Source organism: Sphaerospermopsis aphanizomenoides BCCUSP55 (assembly GCF_001586785.1).
In the GTDB taxonomy this organism is placed as follows: domain Bacteria; phylum Cyanobacteriota; class Cyanobacteriia; order Cyanobacteriales; family Nostocaceae; genus Sphaerospermopsis_A; species Sphaerospermopsis_A aphanizomenoides_A.
The window spans coordinates 1-14085 of sequence record NZ_LUFH02000133.1 but is presented as its reverse complement, the minus strand read 5'-3'; the positions used below and the strand labels follow the sequence as shown (position 1 = coordinate 14085).

Below are 14085 nucleotides of genomic sequence, written 5' to 3'. Positions count from 1 at the left end.
ACACCCTACACCCTACACCCTCTATTTAGGACTAACTTTATCAATTACCTTGATTTTTCCGTCATCTCCTACTGTCCACACATCGTAAACACCAACGACATCACCATTAGCGTCAACATCTACATTACCGCTTGCACCTTGGTAATTAATCTTTTTGCCCTCTTTGAGTAATTTCAGTCCTTCACAGACATCTGTAACTTCTGCACCTTCTCCAGCCGCAACTTCACGGATTTTACTAGCAATACCAACACCTGTATTTTCTTTGGCGGCTTGTGCTGCTAATACTAACAAAGCCGCAGCATCCCAAGCTTGAGGTGCATATTCTCCCGGTGAACCACCTTTTTTCTCTTGCCAAAGTTTTTTGAAAGCTGCCAATGCTTTACCATCAGAACCAGGAACTGTACCAATAGCACCTGATAAAAGATATTTACCATCAGGACTTTTGCCTACTTGTTCAGGGAAAGTATCTGATTTGACCCCATCTGTGAGCATAATTTGTACACCTTTGGCCAAACCTTGTTGATAGGCAGCTTTGAGGAATAAACTTCCCGTTTCCGCATACATCACCGCCAAAACTGCCTCTGGCTTACCAGCAAAAGCAGCACCAGCTTCAGTATCAAAAGTTTGGGCTTTGGGGTCGTAACGAACAGGTTTATCTTTATTAACTACTGTGCCACCTAATTTTTCAAAAGTTTGTACAAATGCTTTTTCAAAACCTACACCATAGTCATTGTTAATCACGACTGTGGAAACTCTTTTAAAACCTTTTTTCTTAGCAAGTTGAGCTAAAGCCAGTGCTTGGTAGGTATCTGGGGGAGCAGTCCGCGCCCAAAAACCTTTAAAGTCACCTTTTTGGGCTTTATCGGTAAATACAGGGCTGGTGCTACCAGGAGAAATGAGCATGACTTTATTCGGTGTCGCCACAGATATAGCCGCAGTGGAAACGCTACTAGCAAATGAACCCACTACACCAGCAACTTTATCCAGAGTAGCTAATTTGGTCATACCAGCAGCACCAGCTTTCGGGTCTGTTTGGTCGTCTACTTCTACTAAAGAAACTTGCTCACCATTGACACCACCACAAGCGTTAACGGTTTCTACCAGTAGAGGAACTGAACCAACCATTTGCTGACCAATAGAAGCTAAGTCACCAGTTGTTGGTAACAAACTACCTATTTTTAATCCTTTGGCGCTACCAGATGTAGTCGTGTTAGCTGCTGTAGTAGCAGTAGTGCCGTTAGGTGTTGGGTTAGTTGTGGTAGTGGTATTTTCACAAGCGGCCATGAAAAGGCCACTAGCTATGGTGACAAAACTCAAAGCAAGGGAAACACTAGTTTTTGGCATAAATACTTTCATCGAAACTCCTGGGTCTGAAACTCTGTCCTTATTCGCCCGGCCATTCATGAAGACACTTGTGTGGGGGCGTTTCCCGACTTGAGCAAAGTGTCCGTCCCACGCTGCCTTGTCGGGTCAGATGTGGTCTTTTTTATCCTAGCGAGGTATCGCCACTATACAGTGGCGATAAATAGAAAACTCCTAACTAACAACCAATCCTTTACTCGCTAACCATTCCCGGTTAAAAATACGTGACTGATAGCGAGAACCACTGTCACACAAAATCGTCACAATGGTATGTCCCGGCCCCAACTGTTTCGCTAAAGCCACAGCGGCACCAATATTAATTCCAGTCGAACCACCCATTAATAAACCATCTTTTCGCAACAGTTGATAAACAACTCTTAAAGCTTCTTGGTCATCAATTTGAATGGCATCATCAACAGGTGCGCCTTCCATGTTAGCTGTAATGCGACTGTTACCAATGCCTTCGGTAATAGAACTGCCTTCTATTTTGATTTCGCCAGTTTTGATATAGCTGTATAGACCGCTGCCCATTGGGTCAGCAACCACACATTTAACCGCCGGATTTTGTTCTTTGAGGTACATTGCTACACCAGCGTAAGTACCACCAGTACCCGTCGCTGCCACCCAACCGTCTATTTTACCGTCTGTCTGCGTCCAAATTTCCCGTCCTGTGGTTTCGTAATGAGCGCGACGGTTAGCCAAATTATCAAATTGATTTGCCCAAATGGCATTTTCCATTTCCGCCGCAATTCTACCAGATAGCCTGACGTAGTTGTTAGGGTCTTTATAAGGTACGGCAGGAACGGGACGAACTTCTGCACCCAAGGTAGTGAGTGCGTCGATTTTTTCTTGGGATTGGGTATTGGGAATAATAATTAGGCATTTATAACCTTTGGCATTGCAGATATGCGCTAGTCCAATCCCAGTGTTGCCAGCAGTTCCTTCCACCACGGTACCACCGGGTTTGAGTAAACCTTGTTTTTCTGCGTCTTCAATCATGTAAAGTGCTGCACGGTCTTTGACAGAACCACCAGGATTGAGAAATTCAGCTTTAGCCAAGATTTCGCAACCAGTTTCTTCGCTAAAGCTGTTTAAGCGAATTAGTGGTGTATTGCCAATAGTGCCAACAAATCCATTTTTTATATCCATGTTGAATGTACCTGAGTTTTTCCCTCTCAAATTTTGCCGTATACGGGAATCTATTCTCAACTTCTGCCACTTCCCCAGGTGAGAAATTTCTCGACAATTTCCGAAAATTTACTAAATATTATTGAATCTGAATAAATGAGGTCATATAACTCTTTTCAGTTCATCTATAGAAATAATTGAGGCTAAAAATATGATTTTGCTGTTGAGGACAATTAATAGGTCAGTTAAAATACAGAGATATTGACTACAGAGGTGAAATATCAATGGCATCTCAAGATGAACACAATCGAGAACTGCAACGTAAAGTAGAAATGCGACTTCGGGAAATGGAAGATAGACTCCATGCTTCTGAAGCGCCTTTTTATGAAACACAGAAACATCAGCCAGAAAATTCCCAAAAACCTTGGATGAGAAAAGCTATTCTTGGTGTCAAACTTTTTGGTCTGGCAGTTGCAGCCTTAGTTGCAGTTCGCATTGCTTCAGTTTTGGCTGGATTTGTGATTTTCGGTGCGTTGGCTTTTTTGGTTTACAAACTCTTCCTAGAATCAAAGTTCAAAAACCTTCAATAGGGTGTTATTATTATGAATTATCAAGTGGGAACTGATAAATTTATCAGTGATTTAGAGCGTGTTGTGCAAGTAAGATCAGAAATTTCTGTCTGCTTAAGTAAGCTGGCTGACATTATTAATCAGGCAGAATTAGCTGGTGATAGTTCATCAGGTAAATTGAGTTTAGCACGAGATATTGAAGATATTACCGTAGCTAGTAAAAACCTTAGCCAAGGAGTATTTCGGCTGTTGGTTTTAGGGGATATGAAACGGGGAAAAAGTACATTTCTCAATGCTTTAATTGGCGAAAATTTATTACCCAGTGATGTCAATCCCTGTACCGCAGTTTTAACTGTTTTACGTTACGGTGCCGAAAAAAAAGTTACTATTCACTTTAATGATGGGAAAAGTCCCCAACAATTAGATTTTCAAAGCTTTAAATATAAGTATACTATTGATCCAGCAGAAGCGAAGAAATTAGAACAGGAGAAAAAACAAGCATTTCCTGATGTTGATTATGCCGTGGTGGAATATCCTTTAACTTTGTTAGAAAAGGGTATTGAAATTGTCGATAGTCCAGGTTTAAACGATACAGAAGCCCGCAATGAATTATCTTTAGGTTATATCAATAATTGCCATGCAATTTTGTTTGTCATGCGAGCTTCCCAACCTTGTACTTTAGGAGAAAGACGTTACTTAGAAAATTATATCAAAGGTCGGGGTTTATCAGTTTTCTTTTTAGTTAATGCTTGGGATCAGGTGAAAGAATCTTTAATTGATCCTGATGATGTGGAAGAGTTAGAAGCAGCGGAAAATAGACTCAGACAAGTATTTAAGGCGAATTTAGCTGAATATTGTTATCTAGATGGACAAGATATCTATGATGAGCGAGTGTTTGAAATTTCATCAATTCAAGCACTCAGACGCAGGTTAAAAAATCCCCAAGCTGATTTAAGTAAAACTGGTTTTCCTGAGTTTATGGGTGCGTTGAATACCTTTTTGACTAGGGAAAGAGCGATCGCAGAACTACGTCAAGTTAGAACTTTAGCTAGACAAGCTGTAAATCATACCCGTGAAGCTATTGATAGACGTATTCCTTTACTGGATCAAGATGTTGATGAATTGAAAAATCGGATTAATTCTGTAGAACCTGAATTTATCAAACTCACCAATATTCGTGATCAATTCCAAAAAGAAATTATCAACACTAGAGATACTCAAGCAAAAGCAATATCTGAATCTTTCCGTAGCTACGTTTTAAACTTAGGTAACACCTTTGAAAACGATTTTTTACGCTATCAACCAGAGTTAAATTTGTTTGATTTTCTGAGTAGTGGTAAACGGGAAGCTTTTAACGAAGCATTACAAAAAGCATTTGAAGAATATATCACAGATAAATTTTCAGCTTGGACTTTAACTGCTGAAAAAGATATGAATGCAGCGTTTAGAAAATTATCGAATTCTGCTGCACAATATGGTGCATCTTACAATCAAGTTACAGACCAAATAACTGAAAAATTAACAGGTCAAAAAGTAACAATTAATACCACAACTACCTCAGAAGATGATAACTCACCTAGTTGGGCAAAATGGGCAATGGGATTATTATCTTTATCTAGAGGTAATTTAGCTGGTGTGGCTTTAGCTGGTGCTGGTTTTGATTGGAAAAATATCCTGTTAAACTACTTTACTGTCATTGGTGTAGGGGGACTAATTACAGCCGTTACAGGTATTTTTCTGGGTCCAATTGGCTTTGCACTGCTAGGTTTAGGAGTGGGAATTTTACAAGCAGATCAAGCTAGGAAAGAGTTAGTCAAAACCGCTAAAAAAGAGTTTGTTAAATATCTACCTCAAGTTGCAAATGAACAATCTCCCATTGTTTATGATGCAGTGAAAGGATGTTTTGATGCTTACGAAAGAGAAGTCAGTCAACGCATTAATGATGATATCAATTCTCGTAAATCGGAATTAGATAATCTGCTCAAGCAAAAAGAAACAAGAGAAATTAATCGAGAAACTGAATTCAAGCGGTTTAAAATTTTGCAGGAAGGTGTGATTGAACAACTACAAAAAATTGAAGCTGTCTACAGTAATTTATTAGCTTACTATAGCTAATTACCTCGTTCCCAGTCTCTGACTGGGAATGTCATACAGAGACTCTGGCTCTACTATAATTTAAGGCAGAGCCTTATAGAATTCATTCCCATACAGAGTATGGGAATGAGAATAATGAGTAGATTAAAAATTAGAAAAATATGCACCAAAAATATCAAGATTACAATCAACTAATAGATGCCATTAAATCTGCTTGTAAATTAATAGAATTAAATTCAGAATCAACCTTATATAAAGATGTAATTGCTGTCTGTAACCATTTAGCTAATCCTAATTTTCAAATTGCTGTATTTGGGCCTTTCAATCATGGTAAATCAACATTGTTAAATGCGATGTTGGGAAATCGTACTTTACCTATTGATTTAATCCCGACTACTGGTGCTGCAATTACTGTTAAATATGGTTCAACTCTCCGCACCCGCATCATGTTGGTAGATGGGACAGAAATCTACCGCAGTGGAACAGAAGTTTTACAGCAATTTGCAGTTTTAGATGGCAATAGACAGATGCGAAAAGATGTTACATCTGTAGAAGTTTTTTGTCCTCATCCTTTTTTAGAGAGGAATATAGAATTTGTTGACTTACCAGGAACTAATGATCGAGAAGCACAGGATAATTTAGTCCGAGATCGATTATTAGGAACAGATTTAGTTATACAATTATTAGATGCTCGTAAATTAATGACTTTAGGTGAACGGGAAAACTTACGGGATTGGTTATTAGAACGGGGAATTAAAACCGTTATTTTTGTTGCTAATTTCCTCAATTTACTTGAACCAGAAGAACAAAAACAAGTTTATCATCGGTTGTTATTTGTTGCCGAAAGTTTCCGGTCTGACTTACCTCCTGGTTTTAGTAATTTATATCGAGTCGATGCTTTACCTGCTTTACGCGCTAGATTAAAAGGTGATGTAGCAGCAGCAAATAGTAGTGGGTTAGCGGCTTTTGAAACAGCTTTGCAGAATATAGTCGTAATTTTACAACAAAATAGCGGTGGTGTACGTTTACCGCGAGTGCAAGCAATAACTTCTCAAATTCAACCTTTATTAGTAGACAAAATTTATAAAATTAGCAGTGAAGTGAAAAAATTCGATGATAAAGAAAACGCCAAAATCGAAATTAAGCAAAAAGCTAAAAATCTAATTGATCAAGGTTTTAAGACTAGTGTTTATGAATTACAAACTTGGTTATCTTTACCTCAATTATTATCTAAATATCAAGGTGATATTGCCATTGCACTGGCAGAAAATAATTTACAGTCTTGGCAAACAGGAACTTTGAAAAAAGACTTGACAGATTTACAAATATCAATAATGAAATGGTTGTATCAAGCTTATGAATTCTTTAAAGAAGAACGACCAGAAGATTTAAAAATTCCCTTTCCTAATATACCCCAATTAAATCTACCTCCAAAACCAACTAATATTAATAGTAATGATTTGACTGACCCTGGTTCAATTGCTGTAGGTGGTGGTATTGGTTGGTTATTGGGTGGGCCAGTTGGTGCTGCGGTAGTGGGGAGTATTTCTTATTTATTAAATACAAATATTCAAAAAGGCGAAGAAAAGTCAGCTAAAGATGTTTATCATCAAGAAGTAGCAAAAATTTGCATAGCTGCGGCTGAAAAATATTTATCTGAATTCAGTATTCAAGGTTTATCTATTTTAGCTGAATATGAAAAAAAAGCAATTAAAGTAATTAATTTTCAAGTTAACCAAGAACCACGAGAAATTAGTCTAAACCGTGAAAATATTAAACAATTACAAAATGGATTTAATCAATTACTGATAGAGTTTAAAAAAGCCAATATCCAAACTAAATATCAACCTTATCAAGAAACTCCTAAATCTGCAAATTCTCAATCATCATCTCAGTATACCTATACAGAAAAGAAGGTAGAACCACCACGTCAACAAGTTTCTGCACCTCCACCTCCACCACGTCAGGAAACTACAAGAAAAGTAGAACCACCGCGTCAGGAAGTTTCCACACCTCCACCCAACCCCGCAGAATTAGAAGCCAAATTTCAAACTTGGGAACTGGATGAGGAAATAGCACAAATGAAAGCTAATATGAATTCTTCAGGTAAACAAGAACCAAAAAATCAAAAAGCACAAAATCCACCAAAAACCCAAGCTGAGAAAGATAAAATTATTCGTGCTTATCAAATTTTAGGTTTACAACCCAATGCTTCTTTTGCAGAAATCAAACAAGCGTATAAAATTTTAGTTAAAAAATGGCATCATGATTTATTTGTGAATCAACCACAGATGCAAAAACAGGTACAGGAAAAGATGAGATTAGTTAATGAGGCTTATAATATTTTAAATGCTAATAATGGCTAAATATTTCCCAAAAACATTTACCAAATGTTATTCATTTTCAAAACAAACCCTGGTAAAACAGGTTCACAATTAACAGTTTCAGGATTTTCTAAACATTCCTCTGGTTGTCCTGGACGGTAAATATAAACTCGGCGATTTTTGCGGTCAATTAATAAGCCTAAGTGTATTCCTGGTTCTTGCATATATTCAGTCATTTTCTCTTTTAACGGTTGCAGATTATCTGAAGGTGATCTTAATTCAATGACAAAATCAGGACAAATAGGAGCAAACTTTTTTTGTTGTTCTGGTGTCAGGGTATTCCATCTTTCTAATTTTATCCAGGAAGCATCAGGTGAACGTTCAGCACCTGTGGAAAGTTTAAACCCTGTACTGGAAGAGAAACCAATTCCCGTACCATCTTTTTCTGACCAAACTCCTAGTTGTACAGCAAGATTAAATTCGCGGTTTCCGGTTTCTGAACCTGCTGGTGACATAATTGATATTTCTCCAAATTTATTTCTCTCAATGCGTAAGTTACGGTTGACTTGACAGAAGTCAAAAAATTGTTCATCTGTCATTTTCATTGACGATGGTAGCTGAAAAATTAAAGGAGATGAAAGCATTGTATTTTACTCCTACTTTACTCACCTAACTTATTTTATTTTACCTAAAAAAATGGTAGGTTAGACTGTTGCTAACCCACCCCACAAAAGAAATATTGGTGTTAGTGGAAATTATTTATTTGTTAGGTTGGGGTGTCATCCGCAAATAAGGTTTGATTTCTTGATAACCTTTGGGGAATTTCTCTTTGAGAACTTCGGGATCTTTCAAGGATGGAACAATTACGCAGTCGTCGCCATCTTTCCAGTCTGCTGGTGTAGCTACGCTGTAGTTATCTGTGAGTTGCAAAGAGTCAATTACCCGCAAGATTTCATCAAAATTACGTCCAGTGCTGGGGGGGTAAGTGAAAGAGAGACGCAGTTTTTTGTTGTTGTCGATGACGAATACTGAACGCACGGTGACGGTAGCCGCAGCGTTGGGGTGAATCATATCATAAAGTTCCGAAACTTTACGATCTGGATCTGCCAAAATTGGGTAGTTGAGAGTGGTACTTTGAGTTTCTTCAATATCTCCCACCCAGCCATTATGAGAGTCTACATCATCAACGCTGAGTGCGATCGCTTTCACGTTGCGTTTGTCAAATTCCGGTTTTAACTTCGCAACTGTGCCTAATTCTGTTGTGCAAACAGGTGTAAAGTCAGCAGGGTGAGAAAACAGCACTACCCAGCTGTCTCCTGCCCATTCGTAAAAGTTTATGTCGCCATGTGTAGAGGCTTGAGTAAAGTCGGGTACTGTATCACCAAGACGGAGAGCCATGCTAGATTCCCTGTAATTAGAAAAGATAACTATTTTACTGTGTCATCATGACACAAAACAACTATTATCCCATCGAGATAGGGCTGTTTGCAACAAAATTTTAAATTATGTAATTTTACAGGTGGCAGGGAATAGGGAATAGGGAACAAAAAACAGTTATTATCACTAAATTAGCCAAACTGCATTTCTGTTAATCTGTAATTATTTCCTGATAAGCATTAATTACTTGCTGTGCGATCGCATCCCAACTAAAATTCTGTAAAGCATACTTTTGGGCATTTAGTCCCCTTCGTTGGCGTTCTTGGGCGTTGGACAAGGCTGTTGTTAATAAATCTACCAGTGATTCTACATCTGTTGTCCCCACCCAACCAGACTCACTATCTATCACCTGTTGATAAATATGCACTTGATCAGAAATTACCACAGGTGTACCTGCAACCATCGCTTCTGCTACAGCAATACCGAAATTTTCATAGTAGGAAGGTAATACAAATAAATCAGCATATTTCAACAAAGTAATTTTGACTTTTCCCGTGACAAAGCCAGTAATTGTTGTGCATAAATTCAATGATGAATTTTCAATTGCTGATTGAATTTTAGCTTCATAAGCTGGATCTTGGGGATTCGTTCCTGCTAAGACAAAATGAAAATCAAAACCTGCTGTTAATACTGTCTCCAATGCAGGAATTAATAATTCTAAACCCTTTTTTGGGTCAATTCTGGACATAAACAAAATCACAGGTTTATCATTAGGAATATTTAGCTTACTCCAAACCTCCTCAGTATTAATTTGCGGTGGGTTAACACCCAAAGGAATGACTAAATCTTTTGTAGTTACTCCAAATCTGGCTGATATTTTTGCTTCTTGTTCACTAGTAAAATGAAGTGCTGCTGCACCTGCGATATTCCGTCGTTCTATCAATTGCACATAAAGCTTTTTTAATTGTTTTTTCTTTTGCAAATCAGCAGGATCTAGTGTACCTAAAGGGCGTAAAATATAAGGTAAATTTTGCTGACGACATACAGTAGCTGCTGCACTACTTACAGGGGAAAATAAAGCATGAATATGGGCAATATCAAAATTTTTGGCGTTATTTTTTAACCACTTTAGTAAATTAAGAGAAAATTTATATCTGCGAAAAGGCGCACAGCGGAAATAGATGATTTCATATTCACAACCATCTTGTTTAATTGGTTGATTTAACGGTACATCTAGAGGTACTTGACCAAAATCCCCATTACTATCAGTAGTTATAATGGTAACTTCTTCTCCGGCTTTTGCTAAAGCTGAAGATAATCCTATTACCATTTGACTAGGACCGCCATAAATAAGAGAAATCGAAGGAATAATTTGTAATATTTTCATTATTAATTGTTATTTATTAATTGTTGATTCCTCATTCCCATACTCTGTATAAGTAAGTAGGCTTAATTAATTATGAGATAGTGGAACAGGCTTCTAGCCTGTTGACGGGCAAGATGCCCATCCCACATTTTATATTTAATTGCAACCAGCTACTTAGGAATAAATTTTAAACGAAACTGGGAACGAGATATTCTCTTCTTACTGTCACCTGTCACCTGTCACCTGTCACCTGTCACCTTTAACTCTTGATAAAATTCATACTGTTGTTTAGCCACAGCTTTATTTGTATATTTAACCATTGCTTTTTCATAACCCATTTCCCCTAAATTATCAGCTAAACCTGGTTTTTCCATTAACTGCAACAAGCAATTAGCTAAAGCTTCCGCATTACCTTCTGGAAAAATTAAACCCGCATCACCAATCACATGAGGAATTTCACCAGAGTCAGAACCAACCACAGGTACTTTACAAGCCATTGCTTCAATTAAGACATGACCAAATTGTTCTTTCCAACCTACAGCGGTGAGAGTTTTAAACTTATAAGTAGTTTCTGAAGGTAGCACTAAGGTATTCATTAAATTGATATAACTTGCCACTTCGTCATGAGGAACACTTTCTACTATGATTACTTTTTCTTGAATGTTGTTTTCAGTCGCTGTCTTTAGTAACTCCTCCCGTAAATCACCTCTACCTAATAACAATAATTTCCAGGATTTATCTTTGATTTTTACTAACGCATTTAACAGTGTTATCAAACCCTTTTCTGGTACAAATCTACCGACAAAACCCACCACAAAATCATTTTCAGTAATTCCTAACTTAGCAGATAATTCTGGTTGCGGTTTCGGAGTAAATAGGGTTTCATCTACACCCAATTGGGGCAAAACTTTAATTGCACCGTGATATCCGCGTTGACGTAAAATTTCCGCCCCATCTTGATTACCAGAAATAATCCCATGACTATTGTTGAGGTTATATTTTTCTAATAAAGCAACTGGTAATTTTAATTCATAAGGTAAATTCCACCAAGTAAAAAATACATTCTTGGCTTTTAGTCCTAATAATTGATTTAAAAGAATCATCTGCGTATAAGCCAAACCCCTAGAACCTTGTTCTACATGGATAATTTGGGGACGAAATTTTTGGAATAACCCAATTAAATCAGCCCCAAAAGTCAGCAATCCTTGATGATTTTGACTAAAATTAGAAATTGGCACGATTTTAAATGAGCCTTCATCACGGTATTGGGTTTCAATAACTCTATTTTGTACTCCTCCGGGTTTCCATCTTTTCGGAACGACAACTGTAACCTCAATACCAGGTTCTAATTTAGCTAAAGCCCGCAATTTTTCACAGTTCAAGTCTACTATATAGGTATGACTAGCAACTAAAATTCTCATGGTATATTTTGAAGATAAAGTGACAAATTTTAACCCCCCAAAATAGATAAACACAAACAAAATAATTACTTAATTCATCTGCGTTTATCTGCGTCCATCTGCGTTCCTAACCTTAAACTTGTTGATCTAAACGACTGTAAATTTGTCCATCATTCCATGCTGATTGAATCATCGTACCTACAGCTTTGAGAAAACCTAAAAAATAGAAAACACCGCGAGTCATAACTTTAATGGGAGAACCACTTTTATAACAAGGAGGGTTTCCGAGAACATGACAGTCAAATAAATTGGCGTAAAGTCGTAAAGCTTGGGTAAAAGTCAGGTTTTTCAGCCCCAGGAGGAAATGATTGTGATAAAAAGTGAGTTGATATTGGAGCGATCGCATACTAATATCATGACAACCGCCAGTTTCTTCCCCTAAATGCACCAAATAAGCTTCCGGGTCATACCAAATTTTATACCCAGTCCGCCGAAACCGTAAACAAAAATCTGATTCTTCCCGTACCGCACTACCCCGAAATCTCTCATCAAACTGAATTCCGTACTTAGTAAAAACTTCTCGACGGAAAGACATATTGCAACCCCTAGCTGTTAAAACTTGCTGAGGTTTGGTTGTATGGACTAAATCAATATGATACCAAGCAATACCAGGATCCATTGCTTCTGGTGGTAAATATTCAATTTCTAATTCTCCTCCAGAGTCACCTAACTTCATTCTGTCAAATACTCTACCAGCAACTGCGCCTACCTCTGGGTGTTCTATGTAATTTTTGGCATGGGCAGTTAAAAACCCTGGTGTTAATTGTACATCGTCATCAATAAATAAAATAATTTCACCAGATGACCTGCGTACAGCATAATTTCGCGCCCCTGGTAAACTAGCCCAATCTAAGCGAAATAGTTTAATTTTACCCGCTGCTGCCATTTCCTCCAGGAATGCTTGAGTTTCTGGTTCGTGGGTTTGGGTTTGATCCACTACTAAAACTTCAAAATGGGGATAATCTTGTTTTAAGATATCAACAATACTATCTTGTAGCAATTTCTCTCTTCTGTATGTAGGAATAACTACGGAAATTAATGGCTGATTATTCATAACTTTTGCTGGTTAATATTGTATTAATTAAACGGGATTTTCTTCAGTATAACCCTGCGGCTGTTGCATAGAGTTGGTCGAACAACTCATTTTGCTTTTCTGCGTTATTGACATTTTGAGCTTGGGCTAAGGCCCCGGTGCTTAAAGATTCGTAATACTCCCGTTTATCTGCCCTATCCAAAAATTTGCTAATTTGTTCCAAAGCTGTATCAGCTAAATAATTGTATGTATCATTCAAAATTTGCCAATATTCCTCAGTTGGCAATTTTTCACCGTGTAGCCAATTTTTCCATTCTTTAGATTCATTCAGTGGTAATTCTAAAATGTAGCCATTTTTGCCCGGAGTTACTAACTCTGGTAATGCACATATATTTGTTGTAATTGCTGGTGTAGCTACAGAAAAGCCTTCTATGAGGCTAAAGCCATAGGTATCCTGCAAAGTAGTCATTAATTGAAAATGACTTTGTGAGAGTAAATCAATTACTTGTTGATTGGGTAGACTTCTGTAGTAAGTTACATTATCTAAATCAAGAAGTTTTAAATCTTCTGCATACTTATCTCGGTCAGGAAAATCTGTAGGAATACCTTTACCAATAGCAAGTACGGATATAATATTTACTTTAACAGGTAAACCTAATTCTTTGGCTTTTTTGGCAACCCTTAAAGCAACAATTCCCCCTTTTCTAGCCAGATGACTACCAACAAAAATCAATTGTAATGGTTGTTGATCATTGTATGTTTTAGCCCGGTTAACTCTGACAGGAAAATTGGGATGAACGACGATTAATTTTTGTTTAACCTTTTCTGCTATATCCCAACCTTCTATCCGTCTTGTCATTCTGAATTTCGCAAAATCTGACATAGCAATGATTTTTTGGCAATTATCCAGTGCTAACCGATTATTTAACAACTCATAAACTACAGACTCAAGTTTATTTTTGGGATTTCTATATAAATAACGATGGTCTTCAAATGTAATAAACCAAGGTTTATTGGTGTAGACAATTCTATTAAAAGAATGAATTACCTGATATCCACCCCATATTGGTTGCCAAGGAAGAAAACTAGATAAAGGTTGCCAAAGTTTCCCTATCGGATATCTACCTGTGGGAAAATTTTTAGGACGGATGAGAGTATGTTGAGAATTACGGGGTAGGTTGGGAGTGGTAATATGTTGTTGACCTGTGATCACTATTTTGACCATTTTTACATCCTGGATTAAAGTTTTTTTAAGTTGATTTTTGTTTTCCAACACTTTCTATTTGTTGGGTAATGATTTTTTCTATTTTAGTAAAAACACCAACATATATAGTTAAGAGACTTAGGGATATCAACAGAGTAATTACTACAG

11 protein-coding genes are annotated in these 14085 nt (G+C 37.3%); 3 read left to right on the top strand and 8 right to left on the bottom strand.

All coding sequences use genetic code 11. The annotated features are described in order from the left end of the window. Positions 1-21: 21 nt before the first annotated feature. Together A0J48_RS23885 and A0J48_RS23880 are read right to left on the bottom strand one after the other, a co-directional pair. A complete protein-coding gene (locus A0J48_RS23885) occupies positions 22-1344 on the bottom strand; it encodes an ABC transporter substrate-binding protein (RefSeq protein WP_200327085.1) in 1323 nt (440 codons plus the stop codon). 192 nt (positions 1345-1536) lie between these two features. Further along, entirely contained in the window at positions 1537-2511 is a 975-nt protein-coding gene (locus A0J48_RS23880; protein ID WP_200327084.1) for a cysteine synthase A, read from the bottom strand. Positions 2512-2774: 263 nt separating this feature from the next. Between A0J48_RS23880 and A0J48_RS23875 the strand changes: the two genes are divergently transcribed. From A0J48_RS23875 to A0J48_RS23865, 3 genes are all read left to right on the top strand, one after another. Then, positions 2775-3080 carry a DUF3040 domain-containing protein gene (locus A0J48_RS23875; RefSeq protein WP_200327083.1) on the top strand — a complete coding sequence of 102 codons (306 nt, stop codon included), beginning with the start codon at positions 2775-2777 and terminating at the stop codon, positions 3078-3080. A gap of 12 nt (positions 3081-3092) precedes the next feature. Beyond that, positions 3093-5174, top strand: a complete 2082-nt coding sequence (locus A0J48_RS23870) for a dynamin family protein (protein WP_200327082.1) — start codon at positions 3093-3095, stop codon at positions 5172-5174. A gap of 140 nt (positions 5175-5314) precedes the next feature. Continuing rightward, positions 5315-7519 carry a dynamin family protein gene (locus tag A0J48_RS23865; protein WP_200327081.1) on the top strand — a complete coding sequence of 735 codons (2205 nt, stop codon included), beginning with the start codon at positions 5315-5317 and terminating at the stop codon, positions 7517-7519. 17 nt (positions 7520-7536) lie between these two features. Here the strand turns inward: A0J48_RS23865 and A0J48_RS23860 are convergent, their stop codons facing one another. The 6 genes from A0J48_RS23860 to A0J48_RS23835 form a co-directional block, all read right to left on the bottom strand. Beyond that, a complete protein-coding gene (locus tag A0J48_RS23860; protein WP_200327080.1) occupies positions 7537-8121 on the bottom strand; it encodes a Uma2 family endonuclease in 585 nt (194 codons plus the stop codon). Positions 8122-8236: 115 nt separating this feature from the next. Then, positions 8237-8875 (bottom strand): peroxiredoxin, encoded by a 639-nt coding sequence (locus A0J48_RS23855; protein WP_200327079.1) that lies wholly within the window; start codon positions 8873-8875, stop codon positions 8237-8239. Between the two features lie 190 nt (positions 8876-9065). Beyond that, positions 9066-10241, bottom strand: a complete 1176-nt coding sequence (gene hpsP, locus A0J48_RS23850) for a hormogonium polysaccharide biosynthesis glycosyltransferase HpsP (protein ID WP_200327078.1) — start codon at positions 10239-10241, stop codon at positions 9066-9068. 218 nt (positions 10242-10459) lie between these two features. Continuing rightward, positions 10460-11641: a hormogonium polysaccharide biosynthesis glycosyltransferase HpsO gene (hpsO, locus tag A0J48_RS23845; RefSeq protein WP_200327077.1), complete on the bottom strand. Its 1182-nt coding sequence runs from the start codon at positions 11639-11641 to the stop codon at positions 10460-10462. A gap of 112 nt (positions 11642-11753) precedes the next feature. Then, positions 11754-12734 (bottom strand): hormogonium polysaccharide biosynthesis glycosyltransferase HpsN, encoded by a 981-nt coding sequence (gene hpsN / locus A0J48_RS23840; RefSeq protein WP_200327076.1) that lies wholly within the window; start codon positions 12732-12734, stop codon positions 11754-11756. A 43-nt stretch (positions 12735-12777) separates the two neighbouring features. Continuing rightward, entirely contained in the window at positions 12778-13938 is a 1161-nt protein-coding gene (locus tag A0J48_RS23835; RefSeq protein ID WP_200327075.1) for a glycosyltransferase family 4 protein, read from the bottom strand. Positions 13939-14085 lie beyond the last annotated feature (147 nt).

Excerpts from the sequence above, each read along its gene's own strand:
- A0J48_RS23865 (WP_200327081.1), top strand. The coding sequence starts at position 5,315 with ATGCACCAAAAATATCAAGATTACAATCAACTAATAGATGCCATTAAA.
- A0J48_RS23860 (WP_200327080.1), bottom strand. The coding sequence starts at position 8,121 with ATGCTTTCATCTCCTTTAATTTTTCAGCTACCATCGTCAATGAAAATG.
- A0J48_RS23885 (WP_200327085.1), bottom strand. The coding sequence starts at position 1,344 with ATGCCAAAAACTAGTGTTTCCCTTGCTTTGAGTTTTGTCACCATAGCT.
- hpsO (WP_200327077.1), bottom strand. The coding sequence starts at position 11,641 with ATGAGAATTTTAGTTGCTAGTCATACCTATATAGTAGACTTGAACTGT.
- A0J48_RS23870 (WP_200327082.1), top strand. The coding sequence starts at position 3,093 with ATGAATTATCAAGTGGGAACTGATAAATTTATCAGTGATTTAGAGCGT.
- A0J48_RS23875 (WP_200327083.1), top strand. The coding sequence starts at position 2,775 with ATGGCATCTCAAGATGAACACAATCGAGAACTGCAACGTAAAGTAGAA.
- A0J48_RS23855 (WP_200327079.1), bottom strand. The coding sequence starts at position 8,875 with ATGGCTCTCCGTCTTGGTGATACAGTACCCGACTTTACTCAAGCCTCT.
- A0J48_RS23880 (WP_200327084.1), bottom strand. The coding sequence starts at position 2,511 with ATGGATATAAAAAATGGATTTGTTGGCACTATTGGCAATACACCACTA.
- hpsP (WP_200327078.1), bottom strand. The coding sequence starts at position 10,241 with ATGAAAATATTACAAATTATTCCTTCGATTTCTCTTATTTATGGCGGT.
- A0J48_RS23835 (WP_200327075.1), bottom strand. The coding sequence starts at position 13,938 with ATGGTCAAAATAGTGATCACAGGTCAACAACATATTACCACTCCCAAC.
- hpsN (WP_200327076.1), bottom strand. The coding sequence starts at position 12,734 with ATGAATAATCAGCCATTAATTTCCGTAGTTATTCCTACATACAGAAGA.